At 56.3% G+C, this 20623-nt stretch carries 19 protein-coding genes; 14 read left to right on the top strand and 5 right to left on the bottom strand.

The window, feature by feature from the left end; all coding sequences use genetic code 11:
* Positions 1 to 27: 27 nt before the first annotated feature.
* Both GSVR_RS19705 and ybgF read right to left on the bottom strand, forming a co-directional pair.
* Positions 28 to 1035, bottom strand: coding sequence for a LysM peptidoglycan-binding domain-containing protein (locus tag GSVR_RS19705; protein ID WP_173195918.1), 1008 nt, complete (start codon positions 1033 to 1035; stop codon positions 28 to 30).
* Between the two features lie 102 nt (positions 1036 to 1137).
* Complete coding sequence (ybgF, locus tag GSVR_RS19700; protein WP_173195506.1) at positions 1138 to 1866, bottom strand: tol-pal system protein YbgF; 729 nt, start codon at positions 1864 to 1866, stop codon at positions 1138 to 1140.
* Positions 1867 to 2005: 139 nt separating this feature from the next.
* On the opposite strand from ybgF, the gene GSVR_RS19695 reads away from it, so the two are divergent.
* The 9 genes from GSVR_RS19695 (at position 2006) to GSVR_RS19655 (ending at position 10530) form a co-directional block, all read left to right on the top strand.
* Complete coding sequence (locus tag GSVR_RS19695; protein ID WP_173195505.1) at positions 2006 to 3235, top strand: U32 family peptidase; 1230 nt, start codon at positions 2006 to 2008, stop codon at positions 3233 to 3235.
* Positions 3232 to 4959 carry a phospholipid carrier-dependent glycosyltransferase gene (locus GSVR_RS19690; protein ID WP_173195504.1) on the top strand — a complete coding sequence of 576 codons (1728 nt, stop codon included), beginning with the start codon at positions 3232 to 3234 and terminating at the stop codon, positions 4957 to 4959. Before GSVR_RS19695 ends, GSVR_RS19690 begins: the two co-directional genes overlap by 4 nt.
* Before the next feature lie 108 nt (positions 4960 to 5067).
* On the top strand, positions 5068 to 5298 hold the full coding sequence (locus tag GSVR_RS19685; protein ID WP_173195503.1) for an addiction module protein: 231 nt from the start codon (positions 5068 to 5070) through the stop codon (positions 5296 to 5298).
* Entirely contained in the window at positions 5295 to 5591 is a 297-nt protein-coding gene (locus tag GSVR_RS19680; protein WP_173195502.1) for a type II toxin-antitoxin system RelE/ParE family toxin, read from the top strand. Before GSVR_RS19685 ends, GSVR_RS19680 begins: the two co-directional genes overlap by 4 nt.
* 35 nt (positions 5592 to 5626) lie before the next feature.
* Positions 5627 to 6790, top strand: coding sequence for a DegT/DnrJ/EryC1/StrS aminotransferase family protein (locus GSVR_RS19675; protein WP_173195501.1), 1164 nt, complete (start codon positions 5627 to 5629; stop codon positions 6788 to 6790).
* Between the two features lie 15 nt (positions 6791 to 6805).
* On the top strand, positions 6806 to 8185 hold the full coding sequence (gene dnaB / locus GSVR_RS19670) for a replicative DNA helicase (RefSeq protein WP_173195500.1): 1380 nt from the start codon (positions 6806 to 6808) through the stop codon (positions 8183 to 8185).
* A gap of 232 nt (positions 8186 to 8417) precedes the next feature.
* Positions 8418 to 9506: a type IV pilus twitching motility protein PilT gene (locus GSVR_RS19665; RefSeq protein WP_173195499.1), complete on the top strand. Its 1089-nt coding sequence runs from the start codon at positions 8418 to 8420 to the stop codon at positions 9504 to 9506.
* Between the two features lie 23 nt (positions 9507 to 9529).
* The gene (gene moaC, locus GSVR_RS19660; protein ID WP_173195498.1) at positions 9530 to 10027 is read left to right on the top strand and encodes a cyclic pyranopterin monophosphate synthase MoaC; all 498 of its coding nucleotides are present in this window, start codon (positions 9530 to 9532) and stop codon (positions 10025 to 10027) included.
* A 5-nt stretch (positions 10028 to 10032) separates the two neighbouring features.
* The gene (locus GSVR_RS19655; protein WP_173195916.1) at positions 10033 to 10530 is read left to right on the top strand and encodes a molybdenum cofactor biosynthesis protein B; all 498 of its coding nucleotides are present in this window, start codon (positions 10033 to 10035) and stop codon (positions 10528 to 10530) included.
* A 40-nt stretch (positions 10531 to 10570) separates the two neighbouring features.
* On the opposite strand, the gene GSVR_RS19650 is transcribed toward GSVR_RS19655, so the two are convergent.
* A complete protein-coding gene (locus GSVR_RS19650) occupies positions 10571 to 11926 on the bottom strand; it encodes a sigma-54 dependent transcriptional regulator (RefSeq protein WP_173195497.1) in 1356 nt (451 codons plus the stop codon).
* A gap of 373 nt (positions 11927 to 12299) precedes the next feature.
* Between GSVR_RS19650 and GSVR_RS19645 the strand changes: the two genes are divergently transcribed.
* The 3 genes from GSVR_RS19645 to GSVR_RS19635 all read left to right on the top strand — a co-directional run bounded on the left by GSVR_RS19645 (position 12300) and on the right by GSVR_RS19635 (position 14942).
* Positions 12300 to 12605 (top strand): hypothetical protein, encoded by a 306-nt coding sequence (locus GSVR_RS19645; protein ID WP_173195496.1) that lies wholly within the window; start codon positions 12300 to 12302, stop codon positions 12603 to 12605.
* 283 nt (positions 12606 to 12888) lie between these two features.
* A complete protein-coding gene (locus GSVR_RS19640) occupies positions 12889 to 13848 on the top strand; it encodes a tyrosine-type recombinase/integrase (RefSeq protein ID WP_203978730.1) in 960 nt (319 codons plus the stop codon).
* A 5-nt stretch (positions 13849 to 13853) separates the two neighbouring features.
* Complete coding sequence (locus GSVR_RS19635) at positions 13854 to 14942, top strand: hypothetical protein (RefSeq protein ID WP_173195495.1); 1089 nt, start codon at positions 13854 to 13856, stop codon at positions 14940 to 14942.
* Here GSVR_RS19635 and GSVR_RS19630 read toward each other — a convergent pair.
* Positions 14931 to 17402, bottom strand: coding sequence for an ATP-binding protein (locus GSVR_RS19630; protein WP_173195494.1), 2472 nt, complete (start codon positions 17400 to 17402; stop codon positions 14931 to 14933). The genes GSVR_RS19635 and GSVR_RS19630 overlap by 12 nt on opposite strands.
* A gap of 495 nt (positions 17403 to 17897) precedes the next feature.
* Positions 17898 to 18590, bottom strand: a complete 693-nt coding sequence (locus GSVR_RS19625; RefSeq protein WP_173195493.1) for a type 1 glutamine amidotransferase domain-containing protein — start codon at positions 18588 to 18590, stop codon at positions 17898 to 17900.
* A gap of 266 nt (positions 18591 to 18856) precedes the next feature.
* Between GSVR_RS19625 and GSVR_RS19620 the strand changes: the two genes are divergently transcribed.
* Positions 18857 to 19564, top strand: coding sequence for a PilZ domain-containing protein (locus GSVR_RS19620; protein ID WP_173195492.1), 708 nt, complete (start codon positions 18857 to 18859; stop codon positions 19562 to 19564).
* A gap of 320 nt (positions 19565 to 19884) precedes the next feature.
* On the top strand, positions 19885 to 20565 hold the full coding sequence (locus GSVR_RS19615; protein WP_173195491.1) for a hydrolase: 681 nt from the start codon (positions 19885 to 19887) through the stop codon (positions 20563 to 20565).
* The last annotated feature ends 58 nt before the right edge of the window (positions 20566 to 20623 follow it).

The following is a 20623-nucleotide window of genomic DNA, read 5'->3' as shown; positions in this document are numbered from 1 at the left end:
GGCCGGTCGATGCTGTCTTGGGACGTATTATTTCGTGTGGCTGACGATCTTGTCGCCCTTGTAGATGGCGTCGATGCTTTTGATGACCAGAGCAGTGGCGGTTTTTCGCCCGGTTTCCAGGATCACCAGGGCCCCCAGCAGTTCCTGGGGCAGGGTGGCCCCGCGTCCTTCGGTATAGCGCCGGTCAAGATCGACATCCCGCACGATGTAGAGCATGTTGCCCGGCTCCGCCAGATTGACGCTGCCGAGGTCGATAAAGACGATATCACCGGCGGCGATGGTGGTGGTGCCGCTGTAGCTCTCGACGATATTGCCTTTCAACTGGCGGGACGGCATCTTGAGGGACACCTCCCGGCGCCGCTCATCGCGGTACGGGAGCAGATAGGCTCCCGGCGATATCTCCTTGAAGGTCTTGGTGATGATGGCCCGGGAGGCGGTCTGTTCGATATCGGTCAGTTGCAGCGTGCCCAGAGGCACGATCTTCCTGCCCATGATTTCGTTGGTCACCGGGTGGCTGATGGCCCCTTCCTCGCGGAAGATGGAGAACTTTTCGCCCCCTTTGACGCCGTTGACCGCGCCGATATCGGTATAAACGATGTCATCCATGCCGATGATGATCCGGTCATGATGGCCGCCGATGATGGAGCCGAACGGCTTCATGCCGGTTTCCATCAAATAGCCTTCGCTTCCGCGAATCGCGAATCGCTGTTCTTCAGTCACGTTCTGAACGGCATCCTCGGGCCTGGCAGCGGCCACTGACTTCTGATCTCCTTCCTGCACGAATTCGAGCCGGTCGGGAAAGACGCGTACCTTTTGGCCGGGATAGACGCGGTGCGGATTGGTGATCTGTCCGTTTTTCGACCACAGTTCAGGCCAATAGCCGGGATCTTTGATGAACCGGTCCGAAAGCCCCCAGAGCGTGTCCCCTTTTTTGATTACGTAGACAGCCGGCTCCTCCTGGTCAGCCCCCACCGCAAGGCAGGGCAGAGCAAGAAGCAGTGCAGTCAGACACCGTGCGATCAACCTGTTTGTCATGGTATGCACTTCGGTTACTCCTCTTGAATCATCGCGTTTGGGCCAGCCCCGGCATGGCGTTTACTTCCGCTGCCATGTTCCCGTTTCTACCGTGGGGCGGCGTCACCGCTCAGGAGCGGTCAGTCTTTGCCGGGCCTTGTCGGCAGCGGGGCTGCCGGGGTAGCCCTTGATCAGGCTTTCCAGCGCGGCAGTGGCCTTGTCCCCCTCTTTGAGGGTAGTCAGTGTGTAGCCCAGTTTCAGCAGGGCATCGGGTGCCTTGGAACTTTTAGGGTATGCGTCGACCGTTTTCTGGAAGGCTGCTGCCGCCTTGGTCAATTCCGACATACTGTAGTAGCATTCGCCGATCCAGTAAGAGGCATTGGCGGCGTATTCGCTGTCGGGAGAGTTCTTGAGAAACGCCTCGAAGGCCTCGATGGCGGCGGTGAAGTGGTTGGTGCTGTAGAGGCCGAATGCTTTGACGTATTCGCCGGGGGGACCGTTGTCTTTTGTTTTGTGCGCTGTGGCCTGGTTGACCACTGCAACCTTGGGAGCCGCCTGTTGAGCAAGCAGGACAACCCGGGCCTTCAATTCGTCCTGCCCGCCGCGCACTTCCAGGATGGTGCTCTGGAGCTGCCTGATCTGTTCCGACGACCCCTTGAGCTGATCCTCCAGGGACAGAATCTGGCCGGAGAGCTCGTTAAGGCGTTGCCCGCTCTTCTTGTCGGCCTGAATCAGGTACTCGAGCTTCGCCTCCGCCTCTGCCTGGCGCTTGATCACCAGCTCATCTGCAGCGCAGCCGGCGAGCGTGAGACAGATAACGACGCAGGTGCTCCATCTGGTACCTGATGGCATAATCCCTCCATATGACGGATGTTTCAAAATAGTAAAAGCATTCCTCCGGGGTTTGTCAAGCGAAAGCTTTTAAATAGGGGGTGAATATGGTACCATCTCTACCCCGCAAACTCTTGATTTCAGAACCGGAACCTTCCTGATGCGAAAACCCGAACTGCTGGCGCCGGCCGGCAATATGGAAAAGCTTGAAACCGCCATTCATTACGGCGCCGATGCCGTGTACCTGGGAGGGACCGCCTTTGGTCTGCGCAACCTGGCGGACAATTTCAGTGTGGCTGAGATGGCAGTTGCACTGGACTATTGCCACAGTCGCGGGGTCAAGGCCTATCTGACCGTTAACAGCTATCCCCACAATGCGGCCCTGCAGGAGCTGGAGCGGTATCTGGCCGAAGTGTCCCGGCTCCCGTTCGACGCCTATATTGTGGCCGATCCGGGAGTGATCGACCTGGTGCGCGAGATATCGCCGCAGCGCGAATTGCATCTCTCCACCCAGGCCAACACCATCAACTGGCGTAGCGCCCGTTTCTGGGGAAATCAGGGGGTCAGCAGGGTCAACCTGGCCCGCGAGACCACCCTGGAGGCCATCACCGAAACCGTGGCGCGCTGCCCTGACATGGAGTTCGAGGTGTTCGTGCACGGCGCCCTGTGCATCTCCTATTCCGGCCGTTGCCTGCTCTCCAGCGTCATGGCCGGGCGCGATGCCAACCAGGGGGAGTGCGCCCACCCCTGCCGCTGGAACTATCGCCTGGTGGAAGAAAAGCGGCCGGGCGAGTATTACCCGGTCATGGAGAACGACAGCGGCACCTTCATCTTCAACTCCCGCGATCTCTGCCTGTTGGAACACCTGCCCGAGATCGTCGCCAGCGGAGCGGCTTCCCTCAAGATCGAAGGGCGCATGAAGGGCATCAACTACGTCGCTTCGGTGCTGCGGGTCTATCGCCAGGCCCTGGACGAGTACTGGGCCGACCCGGAAGGCTACCGCTGCCGGCCGGAGTGGCTGGAGGAACTGGCCAAGCTCAGTCATCGCGGCTACACCACCGGCTTTCTATTCGGGGCGCCCCGCAACGTGGGGCAGGAGTACCACTCGGCCTATATTCGCAGCCATGTATTCGTGGGGCGGGTGGAGGAGGTGCTTTCCGACGGTGCTGCCGTCATCGGTGTGCGCAACCGCATCCAGGTGGGGGACGAACTGGAGTTCATCGGACCCGGCCTGCGGTCGTCCCGCCTGCGCATCGACAGCCTGACGGTGCTTGACCCGCTGGGAGACGCCGTGGAGGCGGAGGCGGCCAACCCCAATCAGCGCATCATGATGCGCCCCCCTTTCGAAGTCGAGCCCTTTGACCTGATCCGGCGCGAAAAGAACCCATGAAAGATTTCAAGCGTTATGCCCGCAGCGCGGGGGATGGTTGGCTGCGCGACCTGCTGCTCCTGGCAGTGGTTTTCGGTATCCCCTTTCTGCAGTTCCTGGGGGGATTGCCACTGATCGATCCTGACGAGGGGCGCTATGCCGAAATTCCGCGCGAGATGCTGGAGCGGGGCGACCTGATCACTCCGACCCTCAACTACGTCAAATATTTCGAAAAGCCTCCGCTGTTATACTGGCTCAACACCGCTTCGCTCAAGCTGTTCGGCCTGAACGAGTTTGCCGCACGCCTTCCCTCGGCCCTGTGCGGGCTCTTTACGGTGCTGACCTGCTATCTGGTGGCCCGCAAGCTTTACGACCGCCGCACGGCGCTGCTGGCGGGCGTCCTGCTGGGCACCTCGGCCGGTTTCGTGCTGCAGTCGCGCATCATCCTGACCGACATGCTGCTGACCTTCTGTCTGACCGCCGCTTTAGGCGCCTTCATCCTGGCGGCCCAGCGCGAAACCAGGCGTACGAGCCCTTTGCTGTGGTATCTGTTCTACCTGTTCTGCGCCCTGGCGGTACTGTCCAAGGGATTGATCGGCATCGTCTTTCCGGCCGGTATCGTTTTCCTCTATCTGCTGCTGGGCCGGCGCCTGCATCTGCTGGGGCGCATGCGCCTGGCCAGCGGCCTGCTGCTGTTTCTGGCGGTGTCTGCCCCCTGGTTCGTTGCGGTCTCGCTGCGCAACCCCGAGTTCGCCCATTTCTTTTTCATCCATGAACATTTCGAGCGTTTCACCAGCGCCGTACATGGGCGCTATCAGCCCTTCTGGTTTTTCGTGCCGGTGCTGGCAGCCACCATGCTGCCCTGGTCCTTCTTTATCCCGGGATCGCTGGCCAAGGCCTGGCGCGAGCGCGGCCACCAGGGGGGCGGGGCCGGTCTGTACCTGCTGATCTGGATAGCAGTGATTTTCCTGTTCTTCTCCAAGTCCAACTCGAAACTGATTCCCTACATTCTGCCGATATTCCCGCCCCTGGCCATCCTGATCGCACACCGTTTCAGCGGGCTGCCGGAGGGGCGCGGCCGGGGCATGCGGCTGGCCGCCCTGGCGCTCGGCTGTACGCTGAGCCTGCTGGGAATCGCGGCCCTGTGCTATGCAAACCTGCCGGAGGTGGCTTCCCTGCTGGGCGGGTACGCGCCCCGCCTGGCAGACTCGCTGAACCAGTTTGTCCGGCATGCACCGCAGATTTCAAGCCATGCCTGCCTGGCGATCGGGATACTCTTCCTGCTCCAGGGGGTGGTAAGCCTTGTTTCCGGCGACCGAAAACCGGGGCGGATGCTGCTGGCGTTGTGCCTGGGGGGCTTTCTGCTGGATATCCTCGCGCCGCGGCTGATCATGCCGTACATTGCCGGAGCGGAATCGCCGCGTGAGCTGGCGCAGGCCGCCAAGCCCCTGATCACGCCGCAGACCCGCATGGTCACCGTTGGGCCCATGCAGGGTATTTCGTGGTATACCGGCCAGCGGGTGCTGGTTACCGGAAAGCCGGACGAACTGGAGTTCGGCAGCAAGCAGGGCGACCAGTCCGCCTGGTTTCCCGATCGGAATGCCCTTCTGAAGCTGTGGAGCGGCACTGATCCGCTGCTGGTGTTTCTCAAAAAGAGGGAGCTGGACGAACTGCTGCCGCAGCTCAGCCCCCCTCCCCGGATCGTGCGGGAGTCGGGCAGGCGGCTGTTGATCAGCAACCGCTAGGGTTTAATTTAACGCGCTTTCTTGCCGCTTTGCCGTAGGAGTGAGTTGAGGTATAGATAGAGCAGGGACCCCAGATCGCTATCAGCTACTTTGAAAAAGGAAGAATCTATGCCAAAGGCCATGAAACAGATCGAGGCGGCAGTCATGGAGCTGGAAATTGAAGCACGGGCAAAGCTGGCCGGAAGACTCCTTCTGAGCCTGGATACCCCTTCCGATTCCGAACTTGAGCGGCTATGGCTTGACGAGGCAGAACGTCGGCTTTGCGGGTACCGTCAAGGAAAGGTACGCGGAATTCCTGCAGAGTCCGTGTTCCGTCGAACAATCGCCGAATTGACATGAAGGCGGAATTTCTGCCGGAAGCGGAAAAAGAGCTTCGGGAGGCTGCTCGCTATTACGAAAGCGAAGCCCCGGGAGTTGGAATCGCATTCGTTGTCGAACTGCATAAGGCCATTTTAGCCATTCTTGATAACCCGCTGGCAGCTCAAACCGTACGAAAAAGTATTCGTAAGTGGGTGCTTCCCCGTTTCCCCTTCAATGTGCTCTATTCCGTTGAAAGCGAAATACTCGTAATTGTGGCGGTTGCCCATCAAAAGCGCCGTCCGACCTATTGGAAACGCAGGCTGAGAAAATGAAGGTTCTAGACTGATTGAAAGGAATTTTAACCTCCATGCGCGAAACCTTCCTTCCCTTTTCAACCCCCACCATCGACGACGCCGAAATCAACGAAGTGGTGGATTCCCTCAGATCGGGCTGGATCACCACCGGCCCCAAGGTCAAGCGCTTCGAAGAAGAGTTCAAGGCCTATGTGGGCGCCCCGTTCGCCGTGCCGCTCAGCTCTGCCACAGCCGGCCTGCATCTGACGCTGCTGGCACTGAAGATCTCGGAGGGGGATGAGATCATTACCACTCCCATGACCTTTGCCTCCACCGTCAGTCTGATCATCCTCTGTGGCGGGACACCGGTCCTGGCCGATATCGAGCCCGGCACCCTCAATATCGATGTGGAAGAGATCCGTAAAAAGATTACCCCCCGTACCCGGGCCATCATTCCGGTGCACTTTGCCGGTCAGTCCTGCGACATGGACCCGCTCCTGGAGCTGGCGCGGGAACACGATCTGACCCTGATCGAGGACGCGGCCCACGCGGCCGGCACGGAGTACAAGGGCAGAAAGATCGGCTCCCTCGACACACTCTCGATCTTCTCCTTTCACCCCAACAAGAACATCACTACCGGCGAAGGGGGCATGGTCTGCACTGCCGACGAGGGCCTGGCGGAGGAAATTTCGCTGCTCAAGTTCCACGGTATGAGCCGCGAGGCCTGGAAACGCTTTGCCGCCAGCGGCACACCCAACTACGATATTCTGCTGCCGGGCTACAAATACAACATGATGGACATCCAGGCCGCCCTCGGCATCCATCAGCTGCCGAAACTGGACGGATTCATCGACCGCCGCCGGGAGATCGCCGAATACTACAACCGGGAGTTCGCCGGTCTGGAGGAATTGGCCCTGCCCGCCTATGCCCCCTATCTGCAGCGCCATGCCTGGCACCTCTATACACCGCTGGTCAGGATCGAGCATTTGACCATCGACCGCGACCGTTTCATGGATGAGCTGAAAAAACGCAATATCGGCACCGGCCTGCACTACAAAGCCATCCATCATCACGCCTGGTACCGCGAGAACATGCCGGTCCCGGACAGTGAACTGCCTAATGCCAGTTACGCCTCGCAGCGCATTCTCTCCCTGCCCCTCTTTCCCCGGATGACCGATCAGGACGCCGCGGATGTAGTTGAGGCGGTCAGGGAAGCCATTGCAGCACATAGACGATAAACCGGAGTATGACCAATGAGTACCGCTGAACTGCATAAACTGCCCCCCCAGAGCCTGGAAGCCGAGATGTCCATCCTGGGGGGCATTCTGATCGATAACGATGCCATCAACCGGGTGCTGGAAGTGCTGACCCAGGATGACTTCTACCGCGAAAGTCACCGCAAGATCTTCCTGGCCATGATGCTGCTCTCGGACCAGCGTGAGCCGTGCGACCTGATCACTCTGAGCGCCACGCTGAAGAAAAAGGGAGAGTTGGAGGAGGTGGGGGGAGCGGCCTATCTGGCCACTTTGGTGGATTACGTTCCCACTGCGGCCAACATCTCCTATTACTGTAAGCTCGTGAAGGAAAAGTCGATCAACCGGCGGCTGATCAGCGTGGCCACCGAGATCGCCACCCGCGGCTACGAGGAGCAGGCCGACGTCAATGAGCTGCTGGATATCGCCCAGAAGCAGATCTACGAGATCTCCGAGAACAAGATGCGTCCCCAGTACGTGCAGGTCAAGGAGATCATTAAGGAAACTTTCAAGATCCTGCAGACCCTGCACTCCAAGAAGGAACTGGTTACCGGTACACCGACTGGATATGTGGACCTGGACCTGATGACCGCCGGTTTCCAGCCGGGCGACCTGATCATCATCGCGGCCCGTCCCTCCATGGGCAAGACCACCCTGGCCCTCAACATCGCCGAGTATGCCAGCGCCGATCCGCGCAACAAGAACCGGGTGCCGTCGGTGGTCTTCTCGCTGGAGATGGGCAAGGAACAGCTGGTCATGCGTCTGTTCGCCTCCCTGGCCCGGATCGACTTCGGCAAGATGCGCACGGGCCATTTCCAGGATTCGGACTGGCCCCGCCTGACGCGGGCGGCCGGTATCCTGCACGATGCCAAGATCTTCATCGACGACACGCCGGCCATCACCGTGCTGGAGCTGCGTTCCAAGGCGCGCCGGCTGAAGAGCGAGCACGACATCGGCATGATCATCGTCGACTACCTGCAGCTGATGCGCGGCGGCGCCAATGTGGAATCGCGGCAGCAGGAGATCTCGGACATCTCCCGTTCGCTCAAGGCACTTGCCAAAGAGCTGAACGTGCCGGTGATTGCCCTGTCCCAGCTCAACCGCGAACTGGAGAAGCGCGCCGACAAGCGCCCAATGATGAGCGATTTGCGCGAATCGGGCGCCATCGAGCAGGATGCGGACGTGATCATGTTCGTGTACCGCGAGGCGGTCTACTGCGACAGTTGCCGCAAGCGGGACGGCTCCTGCACCCAGAACCACGACCGCAATGCCGAGGTGATCATCGGCAAGCAGAGGAACGGCGCCTTGGGAACGGTACCGCTGGCCTTCTACGGCGAGCATACCCGCTTCGAGAACCTGAGCGAGCGCAGCGACGTGTAGGAGTCTCGAGCGGTGGCTGTATATATTCCTGAATCCGCAACGCCTCCCTGCCGGAGTGCCTGAAAGGCCTCTGCCTTTGCAGCGTGATGGTATGGAACGTTTCTGCGGAGGGCCTGCCGATACAACGAAAGCCGCATCCGGGCGACGTTGGGGCCCCGGCTCTTTCAGGTACTCCGGTAGTCCGGCGTCACGAATTCAGACTGTACTAGTACGAAATCCAACAGGAGAACCTATGGCGCGTATCGATGCGTTGTTCAAGATGATGAAGGACGAGGGTGCCTCGGACCTGCACCTCTCCACCGGCAATCCTCCGATCTTCCGCCTGCATGGGGAAATGGTGCGCCTCAACTTCAAGTCGCTGGGACATGAGGATCTGAAGGCCATCCTGTTCGAGATCCTGTCAGAGAAGCAGCGCGCACAGTTCGAGGCCAGCAAGGATCTCGACTTTGCCTATTCCGTGGAGGGGCTGGCCCGTTTCCGCGGCAACATCCTCATGCAGCACCGTGGCATTGCCGCGGTTTTCCGTATGATCCCCAGCAAAATCCTGTCGGCGGAGCAGCTGGCACTTCCGGAAGGGGTGCTGCGCATGACCAGGTTCAAGAAGGGACTGGTGGTGGTGACCGGGCCGACCGGTTCGGGCAAGTCCACCACCCTGGCGGCCATGGTGGACCTGATCAATTCCACCCGCAAGGAACACATCCTGACCCTGGAAGACCCGCTGGAGTTCATACATGAGAACAAGCTCTCGCTCGTGAACCAGCGCCAGATCGGCGAGCACACCGAGAGCTTCGCCTCGGCCCTGCGGGCGGCCCTGCGTGAGGACCCGGATGTGATCATGGTGGGGGAAATGCGCGACCTGACCACCATCCAATTAGCCATGAGCGCCGCCGAGACCGGCCATCTGGTGTTCGGCACCCTGCACACCAACACGGCCGCCAAGACCATCGACCGTATCATCGATGTCTTCCCCACCGATCAGCAGGAACAGGTGCGCGCCATGCTGTCCGAGTCGCTGAAAGGGGTGGTATGCCAGCAGTTGCTCAAGACCGCCGACGGCAGGGGACGGGTAGCGGCCCTGGAGATTATGCTCGGTACACCGGCCATCGCCAACCTGATTCGGGAGGCCAAGACCTTCCAGATCCCCTCCATCATGCAGACTGGCAAGAAGGAGGGCATGCAGCTGATGGACACGCACCTGATGGAACTGCTCAAGGCCCAGCGAGTCAATCCCGAAGAGGCCTACCGCTGTGCCATCGACAAGAAGCAGTTCGAACAGTTCCTGCCCCATGAAGCGGCTGCTCCGGCAGCAGGCGGGCATTGATTTCGATCCGACGAGGTAACGATATGAACTTCAATCATTTCGATGAGCGGGGCAATGCGGTGATGGTGGATGTATCGGCCAAGCAGCCGACCATGCGCACCGCCGTTGCCGAAGCACTGGTGCAGATGAGCTCGGAGTTGGTTGCCGCCATCCAGGCCGGGGGCGTTGCCAAGGGGGATGTGCTGGGCGTGGCGCGGCTGGCAGGCATCCAGGCTGCCAAACGCACGCCGGAGCTGATCCCGCTTTCCCATCCGCTGGCCCTGCATGCCGTTTTTGTCGATTTCGAGCCGAATGCGGCCTCCGGTCGCATCATGGTGAAGTGCACGGTGCGGGCTTTCGAGCGGACCGGAGTGGAGATGGAGGCCATGACAGGCGCCAGCCTGGCGGCCCTGACTATCTACGATATGTGCAAGGGGAGCGACAAGTCGATCGCCATTGGCCATATCAGGCTGTTGTACAAAGAGGGGGGCAAGAGCGGCATTTATCGCCGGGAAGCAGACAAGCGGGAGGATCAACCTTGAGCGAGATCAGAGCAGCCATTTTGACGCTATCGGATAAGGGGTCGCGCGGGGAGCGGGTGGATACCAGTGGACCGGCGCTGGCCGCCTGGATGGCCGAGCGGGGAGTGCAGACGGTGCAGACAGATATCATCCCGGACGAGTATGACCGGGTCGTGGAGGTGCTGAGCGATTGGGCCGACCGGGGCATCGCCGACCTGATCCTGACCACCGGCGGCACCGGCGTCTCGCCGCGTGACGTGACTCCCGAGGCGACCATGCAGGTCTGCAGCAGGCTGGTACCTGGTCTTGGTGAGTTGATGCGTCTGCGGAGCCTGGAAAAAACACCGATGGCATCGCTGTCGCGGGCCGTGGCCGGCATCCGCAACCAGTCCTTGATCATCAACCTGCCGGGCAGCCCCAAGGGGGCGGTCGAAAACCTGGAGGCGGTCTGGCCGGTAATCGGGCATGGGGTGGAGAAGATCCGCGGCGACCAACGGGATTGCGGGGGACGATTCGACCGCTGAGAGGGTACGGCAAAGGACACGGCGCATCAAATACCCTCCGCTATCTGCCCGGCAGGGCAATGCCGTACTTTTCGATCCGGTAAATAAGGGTATGCCGCGGGATCCGTAAAAAACGGGCTGCGGACGACTGGTTCCAAGAGTTCCGTTCTAGGGCCGAAACAACGATTTCCCGCTCCAGTTGTTCGAGCGAATATCCCTCATCGGGCAGGGTCAAGACTGCACCGCCGGCAGCAACGTTCTGATGGAACTTTTCCGGCAGATCCGCACGCTCGATCCTGTCCTCGTTTCGCATGATCAGTAGCCGCTCGACCGTATTTTCCAGCTCACGCACGTTACCGGGCCATGCATAGGCGCATAATACGTCAAGGGCCTCTTTGTCGAAGGTGACCTTTTGGCCCCCCAGCTTGTGACAGAAATGCCTGATCAGCAGCGGGATGTCGTTGCGCCGTTCGCGGAGCGCCGGCAGGCTGACGGGAATAACGGATAAGCGATAATAGAGATCCTCGCGGAATGTCCCTTCGATCAAGGCTTTCTCGGTGTCCAGGTTTGTGGCTGATACCACGCGGACATCGACTTTTTGTACCTGTGTACCCCCGATCGGCTCTACCTCCTTTTCCTGCAGCGCCCTGAGCAGTTTTGGCTGCAGTTCGAGCGGTAGTTCTCCCACCTCATCCAGGAAAAGCGTGCCCCCCTCTGCCAACTGAAACTTGCCGGGCTTGTTCTTGACCGCACCGGTGAATGCCCCCTTTGTATGGCCGAAAAGTTCGCTTTCCAGCAAATTGTGGGGAATCGCAGCGCAATTGACGGCGATGAACGGTGCATCCCTGCGGGAACTGCTGGCATGAATGGAGCGCGCCACCAGTTCTTTCCCCGTGCCGGATTCGCCGGTAATCAGGATCGATGCCTCCGTGTCGGCCACTTTGCGGATAAGTTCGAACACCTTCTCCATTGCCCGCGATGAGCCGATCATGCTGCGAAGATCTGCCTTATCCGACAGTTCGTGTTTCAGCCGCCGGTTTTCCTCAGCCAGTCCGTTGAACTGAAGGGCTCTTTGGACCGTCAACCTCAGTTCGTCTCTGTTGAAGGGTTTGGTGATGTAGTCGAATGCACCGGCTTTCATGGCTGCCACCGCCACATCGATCGTCCCGAAGGCGGTTATGATGATCACCAATGTCTCCGGCCAACGTTCCTTGATCGACTTGAGCACCATCAGCCCATCCATGCCGGTCATTTTCATGTCGGTAATGACGAGGTCGGGTTGGCATTGGCCCAGCCAGTAAAGACCCTCCTCACCCGATGAGGCCGACTGCACCTCATACCCCTCCTCCTGGAGGTTGTACTCCAGCACCCGCCGCAATGAAGAATCGTCGTCGATTATCAGGATCTTATGTTTCATCTCTTCTCCGCTTTATGGCGTCGCCATGACTCGTCTCCGGTTACCCAGACGTTGACCTGTTTCATCAACAAACATGCCAAATGGTATCCTCTTGTTTCTACACGCAAAGAGGGATAGGGGAATGCGGGAAGGGGAGGTCGGGTGGAGAATATTCGTCGGATGTGAAGGATATTCAGCATTGAAGCATATTGGGCAACGCTTCAGGATCTGTTGTGGGATTTTCTGTAATGATCCATGCCTGCGAAAATGGATGTTGCTCTTAAAGGCCAATTATTTCGGGTGTTTGTGCTGCGATATGCGGATTGGCACAGGAGTTGATATTCAAACAGCAAGAGCATGCATAGAAGCTCAAGATCAGACAGGAGGAAATACAATGAAAAGGAAAATGATCGTTGGAACACTGGCAATGGGGTTGTTGGCATTTGGTGCATTTTCGGCAACCGCCGCCGAGGCGTGCGACAAGTGTGTCGAGAATCAGGTGATGCAGCAGTTCAGGCAGGAGGTGTCTCCACTTGCTACCGCCATCAGGGAGAAGGACATTCAAGTGAGGAATCTGTATGGCTACGACAGGCCGGATATGCAGAAGATCAGTGCGCTGGAGGCTGAAATCAAGGAACTGAAAGATACCATCGAATCATCGGCAGATAAGTTCGGCATTCCTGCGTGCAGCCGGAGCTAATGGCTCCAGAGCTGGGGATTCTCTTCTAAGGCCTGATTCTGATCTTTCTGTGGAGGGCTATGATTTCTGTTTGATTCACAATAAGAGCTGCAGAAAAACAAGGCTGCTTCTGACGCGAAGCGGCCTTTGTTTTTTTGTCATGTATCGTGTGTTCGAGTTCTTATGTCGTCTCTATACAGTAAGGGCTAACATTATCTGACCGCTGTCCTTTCTGCGGTGCAGGGAACAACCGTTTCTGCATATACTCGCTCCTTTGTCTCACCACATTGGACAGGAGGAGCGAGTGACGCATATCATGAAGGAGCATATTGACGGGTTCATCTTTCACTGCCAATACGAGAAGAACCTGAATCACAAGACCATCAAGGCGTACCGGATCGACCTCAGGCAGTTCGCCGAATTCCTCGGCCGCGAATACCCCGGCATCCGCATCGACTTGATTGACAAGCATATTCTGCGGGATTACATCAAGCACGTCTCCACCGGCAACAAACCCAAGACCATCAAGCGCAAACTCGCCACCCTCAAGGCATTTTTCAACCAGCTTGAATTTGAGGATATCATCCTCGTCAACCCCTTCCGCAAGATCCGGATCCGGATCAAGGAAGGCAAGCACCTCCCCCGGACCATACCCCGTCACGACATTGCCCACCTCTTCGACTCCATGTATGCGTTGCAAGATGAGACCCTGAAAATTGGAGTTCCCAACAGACGGACCCTGGCGCGTGATATCGCCGTGCTCGAACTGCTATTCTCAGCAGGGGTGCGGGTGGCTGAGCTATGCTGCCTGCGCGGAGAAGACGTCGATCTCCAGAGGGGTAGTGTCCGGATCATGGGTAAAGGGACGCGTGAGCGGATCATTCCCCTGTGCAGCGAAGAAACCGTGAGTGCCTTGACCTGCTATGCGGGCCTGTACCGCCGGGAAATCGAAACGGCGGGGTGGTTCTTCATCAACCGTGACGGCCGACGCTTCTCGGAACAGTCGGTCAGGTTCATGCTCAGGAAATACGTGCTGGACGCAGAGATACCGGAGAGGATCACGCCCCACATGTTTCGCCATTCCGTGGCTACACAGCTTCTGGAGAACGGGGTGGATATCCGTTATATCCAGACCTTTCTCGGCCATAGCTCAATCACGACCACGCAGATCTATGCCCAGGTGACGGAGGAGTTTCAGCGCCAGGCTTTGCAGAGCAGGCATCCGAGGAGGGGGTTCGGGAGGGAGCGAATGGTGGATAACTAAAGATTATGGATGATTCCGTGCCTGCAGGTTCAGAGGTGATAAGACGGTATCTAAGAGAACTACAGAATATAAGCTCCGACCTCAGGGTAGCTGTTGTAGCAAATACCAAAAGTGGGACAGAGAAAGGCGTCGATTACGCCGCCCATTCCATCGACACCGAGTTTTTCTCCGAAGGAGAGATCGAGGAAATTCTGTACGCTATACGAAGTTTGGGCATCTACGCCGATCTATATCTCGATGAAGACAAGTTCATCATGGACGTCATAACAGGAAGATTCAAGTCCAAGGCGAAAAAATTTAACCTTGTCTACACCACAGCTCAGAATGGGGTTGGTCCAGGAAGAAAGTCACTAATCCCGGCCTTCTGCAATCTCCATAGAATCTCAGTCACCGGCTCCAATCCGTATGTAGTCAGCCTCTGCCGCCATAAGTATCACTACAACAAGATTCTCGCTGCTTTAGGCCTTTCAGTTGCAGGAAGCTGGCTTTATTCCGAAACCTCTGGTTGGGCTGGCGCCAGCCCCCCTCGGGAAGGAATGAAGGTCATAGTAAAACCAACGTATGAATCAGCCAGCATAGGGATCACTGAGACCTCTATAGTCGAGTATAGCCGTGACCTGGATAGCCAGATCAAGTCACTGAGCAGTCTCTTTCAGCAGCCTGTCACCGTCCAGCAGTTTATTGAAGGGTTTGAAGTGGAGGTGCCTGTCTTTTGCCACAGGAACTACTTGTCCTTTTTCCCAGTCGGAATACAGCTGGACGGCAACCCTCTCCTGGGCGAGAAGATACTCACCTACGACAGGGTCTATAACGACAGTTACGAGTTCTACAAATATGAGGGCCCAGCCGCTGAAACTGTCATTTCTACAGCAGTCGATGCTGCCAAAATACTTGGCATTACTGCAATAGGACGCATCGATTTCAGAATTACAGAAGGCGGAGATAGTTACATTACTGATGTGTCCACCAATCCCCATCTCACAACCTTTAGCTCCTGTTCCTTCCTCTTTAGTCAGTTGTCGTTGCGCCACGCAGATCTTTTGGGAACGTGGCTGGCACTATCCGCTTCATCTGCCGGAATCCTAGGACTCTGACCAAAATTGGAGATCTGACATAATAAATCCCAAGCCTAGATACTTCCACGAGGGACCGAGACCATCCTCATCAATGGCAAAAAGGGCATGCATCCATTCCTGCCCGGTCTTTGGTTCCACGTTATCGATGGCCCAGTCCAGCAGCCTGCATCTGAGTTCCAGATGGGGCAGTTCCCAAGACAGGATGCCCGGCTGCAAATTCTGCAGAGAGAGAAAATATTTTCTTGCAGAAATCTTATCTCCGCCTATTGCCTCTACTCCGACAAGATTACTGAGTAGGTAATACGCGAAAAAATCATCGCCATCAGTCGAACAGAGATCTTGATAAGCAGCCGTAAGCTCGTCCTTAGCCTCTTTCAACTGCCCCTGAAGTGCCAAAAGCACCCCCAGATTGTTGCGAAGAATGAAGTTGTCGCAAAAGTTGCATGAATGAAGCGTTTGCTTCAAAATGAGGGTTCCTTCTTTAGCGCCCAGTAACCCGCTATAGAAACCAGCAACAGCGTAATTATTCGCCGGAATCTCATCCCTCGGGAAGTTTGCCTCCGGGATGGTAGTGAGAAGAGACAAAGCTCTACCTGCGGTCTCAAAAGCTGCCGTAAACTGCCCGAGAGTCGTGAGATTGCCAGAATGATTCGAAAGAGACATGTAAAGTTGAACGGGATACAAAGGTATCCCCACCGTGTTGCGTTTGCTAAAGAAGGCGACGCTCTTCTCCGTCCTTGACGTTGCAACCTCAGGGGAGTGAATTGCATTAGCCTTCCTTCGGATGATATTTATCTGTACTTCGGCATTGGTGTCGAACTTTAGCCTCTTCGATAGGAAATGCATGATCTGCTTCTCGATGAGCCTTGCTTTTGTATTGTCACCGACGTGGACGTAGAGTGACAGCAAGGTAGCAGCGAGCCTACTCCATAACTCTCCCTCGCTCTCCTGAAACGAGGAGAGATTCCAATACTCAAGCAACTGAATGGACTCAATCTTTTTGGATCGCTCAGCGGACTTTGAGGAGCATAGGGCGAAGAGGTAGTCCTTCTCGGCGTTCAATGCTCCACTGTACACCTCTTCAATTGCAGCTATTGCGCTCATTGCGCTAGGATAGTCCTTCCTTATAAACAGCTCGTATCCCTTTCGCATCGAGTGGTAATAAAGTGCCTCGTCAGGGTAAAGCTCTATCAAGCTCAAAAGCCGGTTCGACGCCAAGGGTGACATCGACTTGCCATCCCTTAGCAGTTGAAGACAACTGAGGATATAGTAATGCAGCGCATCACGATCGGCCCCGGCTTCAAAGGCAAAATCCGCACGTCGTGGCAGGTCTGCAGGTTTCAACAGGCGCAAGCAATTAACGAAGCTCAGCATCAGTTCATGTCTTTTCCCTTCTGCCTTACATTGGAAGACTTCTTTGATGATTTCATGGGCGAAATAATACCGCCCTGATTCCTCCTTTATCAGTGAAAGGTCATTTGCTTTTTTAATAATAGGTGACAGGGAGAAATCTTTTTTCCTCGTGAGGCAATCTATCTCCGCATAGTCGAAAGAGAGTCCAATTACCGAAGCGGTCTTCAACACCTCGTAGACATAGCTCCCCGGGACTCCTTCCCGCCTCAAACGCTCCTTTAGCATAAATTCCAGGAAGCTGTTCTTTTTTGATCCCGCAGGCTCTATACGTCCTCCGTTTTTTAGATATTCGCCTAACATCTTAAGTATCTCTAAATGGCCTGATGTAATGGCGTACAGCGCGTTTGCTGTGTTATCAGGGATGGCGGCAATACCAAAGTGTCGTAGTGCGAGGTTAAAATCAGCGATACCGACATCATTGGTGGTAAACGTTTGAGCTGATGGATAGGACGAAATAGCATGCAGTGCATCTGTGGCAAACTCATCGGACTGCGCGGGCGTAGCAACGATCATGATTTTAGCATGCTGGAGGGAAAGTCCTCCTTCTGTGAAACCAATACGAACCAGAGTCGCGAAGAAATCCATGGTGCTGCGATCTGTCCAATGAAAATTGTCTAAGATTATAAGTGGATTCTTCCGTCCTATGAAGAACGCCATTTTTCTTGCAATATCTGCCTCAGGGCAGCCTGTGGCAGTGGGAAACTGCGCGCCAGCTTGTTCAGCACGTTTTTTGAGAAGGAACGAGAGTGTGTTTCCTATAAAAGGAGCATCCTTTGCCGCTTCTACAACGCCTTCCTCAGCAATCGTCTGCATGTTTTTGATTTCGAAGTTTAGTACATCTTCCAGTAGCCCGAATGGTCGTGTCGAGCACATCACGTTGCCGGTAAAGTACAGGCAGCAATTGTTACCGTTCCTGGTCCAGTACTCGCTTATCATCTTGGCTATAAAGGACTTGCCAGTTCCCGAAGAACCTTTCAGTACCGCAACTTTTTTGTCAGATGCCTTTAAATGCGCCAGCATATCATCTGCAATGGGAGCCTGGCATGGCAGCAGAGCTTGCAACATAATCTTTAGTTATCCTTCGTTCCTAAGATGTTCAACTCTCCCAAACCAACGCGGCTCGTTCCAAGCCCTCGTCGCACGAAACCAGCCGTAGCATGAGAGTTCCCTGCCTCGACTATTCAATCACAACCAACTATGCATCACTTATACACTTGAGAACACACCAATTTCAAAGCATTTTCATACACTCTTCTTAATACGCATGTCCGCCGCGCGTGTGGCCAGGGCAGTGGCAGCAATCAGGGCATCGGCGAGCAACAGATAACAAGCAACATCTCAGTGCCTCCCATTTTCAAATTATCAAATTGCCCCCTACTGACTCCCCTGAAACTGCCGGTGGAAAGAAATCAGGATAGCCAAAAATAAACTGCACCTGCTGACCAGCCATGTTGGACGTGCAGATGAACCTATCTGCTGGAACAGAAGCTGGGATTTGAAGGAATTCCGCCCGGTGTCGCGGCAACTCTACCCACGAACTAAACCATCATCTGCCTTCATTCACATCGGCTCAACAGACCGCAACAACTTCAGCAACTCCACCGCCGCAGGCCCCGAAGAAGCCGGGTTCTGGCCGGTCACAAGCTTCCCGTCCACCTGGACATAGGGGGCCCAGTCGGCAGCCTTGCTGAAAACGCCGCCCCGCTCCTTGAGCCGGTTTTCCAGCAGGAAAGGCACGACTGTCGTCAAGCCCACTGCTTCTTCTTCCGTGTTGGTGAACCCGGTCACCCGCTTGCCTTTGATCAGGTACGCGCCATCCTTTCCGCGCACATTGACCAACGCCACAGGCGCGTGACATACCGCACCCACCGGCTTGCCGGCTTTCACAAAGGCTTCGATCAGCGCGATGGATGCCGCATTGTCCGGCATGTCCCACATCGGGCCATGTCCGCCGGGGTAGAAGATCGCGTCGAAATCTTCGGCGGAGGCGTCGGCTAGCTTTCTCGTGGCGGCAAGCTCTGCCTGAGCCGCGCTGTCCGTGCGAAAGCGTTTGGTTGCCTCGGTCTGGAAATCGGGGTCTTCGCTCTTCGGATCGAGCGGTGGTTGGCCCCCTTTGGGCGAGGCCAGCGCGACTTCCGCTCCGGCGTCCTTCAGCAGGTAATAGGGAGCAGCAAACTCTTCCAGCCAGAAGCCGGTCTTCCTTCCAGTATCGCCGAGCCGGTCATGCGACGTAAGAACCATCAGGATCTTCATAGCCAACCTCCTTCCGTGTAAGAACCCACTTGAAACAAGTATACCGCCACTCCACATCTCATTCATCCGAGCGTGATTCTCGAGTGATGTACCGCATGTTTGCTTGCACGTGCGATGACGATTTTGTCCCTATAAACGGAAAAGCCATGGAACCACGCATCACTAACGTAACGCAATCATTGCACGGGGTTAACTCAAATTACAAAAACATGTGGTAGAGACAAAGACCAAAGGTCTGGCATTGATATTTTCAAGGAGGAGCACCTGTGAGGGCCAAGGCCTACCACGAACGGATCATTTCGTCTCCGGCTGACGACGAGGCGTCGATTCTGAGTATCTTCAGCGACATCATGACGAACGTGCCCGACACGGATTTCATGTTCATAAACATCTACAAGGAACTTCCCGTCAGTAATGAAGGCAGACTTATCGACATCAAGCATAACCATGTGAAATTCAAGACCTGTCAAACTCAGCTTTCAGCGATCAATCACTGCGCTGAAACAATCATCCAGGCACCGCTCCTCAATGCGAGCATCATCGGAAAGCTGGTCGCTCTCGACTATCAGCATCACATAGTGTCGTTGCGGGGTTTCTCCTACGCAGATGTCCACTTCGACAAACGCAACGCGGTACGCGTACGCCTGAAGATCCCGGTGAACGTGAACCTCAACGTGGACGGCAACAAGATCTCAGGGGTGATCCATGACATCTCCCTGGGCGGCTGCCGTGTCGCAACGCCGCTCGGCTTGCCGTTCGAGCGGGCAAGGAATATCACCTTGCACCTCAAGCTGCTTCACAACAACCAGGTCATGCAGGCGGATATCCCGGCCAATGCCCTGCGCGTCGAGGGTGGATCGCCTTTCTTCTGCGCCCTGCAGTTTGTGCATACCGCTGAAACCGAAAAGGTCCTGTCCATGTTTATCTACCAGCGCCAGTTGGAAATCATCCGGGAGCTGAAGACCCAAAAATAGGGACTGTTTGACAATTTCGGGATAAAATGAAGATCACTCCTGTAAGCCGCAAAGAAATTCCCGGAAAAGAAAACCTTCAAAGCAAAACCTTCCATTTAAGAACCCGCCCTGAGACACGTATCGTCACTCCACACATTATGCCTGTGTTTCCGGCCGCGACTCTCGCATGATGACCTGCATGTGCTTACAGGCGCTATAGTGATTTCGTCCCCATGGACGGAAAAGCTCATGGATAGGGATATACTTATAAGGAAGCTGCCGGAAAATACGGGACTGAAAGGAACCGGCGGCAGCGGACAGAACCGAAAGGAGACGAACCAATGGCCGCTTTCACGGGAAAAGGCGAGCCGAGTCCTCGCCTGTTGACTCCGCAGAACTCGATGCTGCTTCTGATCGACCACCAGCCTCAGATGGCCTTTGCATCGCATTCCATCGATGTCCAGCTCCTGATCAACAATGTCACCGGCCTGGCAAAATCGGCGAAGATATTCAATGTGCCGGTCGTTTTCACCACCGTTGCCGCCAAAAGCTTCAGCGGACCGCTTTTTGCCACTGTGCAGGAAGTCTTTCCGGACAAGGAGCCCATCGACCGCACAACCATGAATTCCTGGGAAGATCAGAAACTGGTCGAAGCGGTGAAGCAAACAGACAGGAAAAAGCTGGTAATGGCTGCTCTCTGGACCGAGGTCTGCCTGGCGACCGCCTCACTTTCTGCCTTGGATGCCGGCTTCGAGGTGTACATTGTGACCGATGCTTCGGCCGGTGTTACGGCCGAGGCCCACGAGATGGCGATCCAGAGGATGATCCAGGCCGGGGCTGTGCCGGTGACCTGGCTACAGGTGCTGCTCGAATGGCAGCGCGACTGGGCCCGCCAGGAGACTTACAATGCCGTCATGAATGTGGCTAAGGAGCATGCCGGCGGATACGGCCTGGGTATAAACTATGCCAAGTCGATGCTGGGGGAACATGCCAGCGAGGCACAGAGGGAACTGGGGAAATAACTCGTATATCAAGGGCCGATGCAAGGGGGGCGATGGCAACAACGCCCCTTTTTTGCTA

Origin of the sequence: Geobacter sp. SVR, assembly GCF_016865365.1 — a bacterium.
Lineage (GTDB): Bacteria > Desulfobacterota > Desulfuromonadia > Geobacterales > Pseudopelobacteraceae > Pelotalea.
Note: the sequence above shows the minus strand (reverse complement) of the source record. Positions and strands in the feature narration are given on the sequence as shown.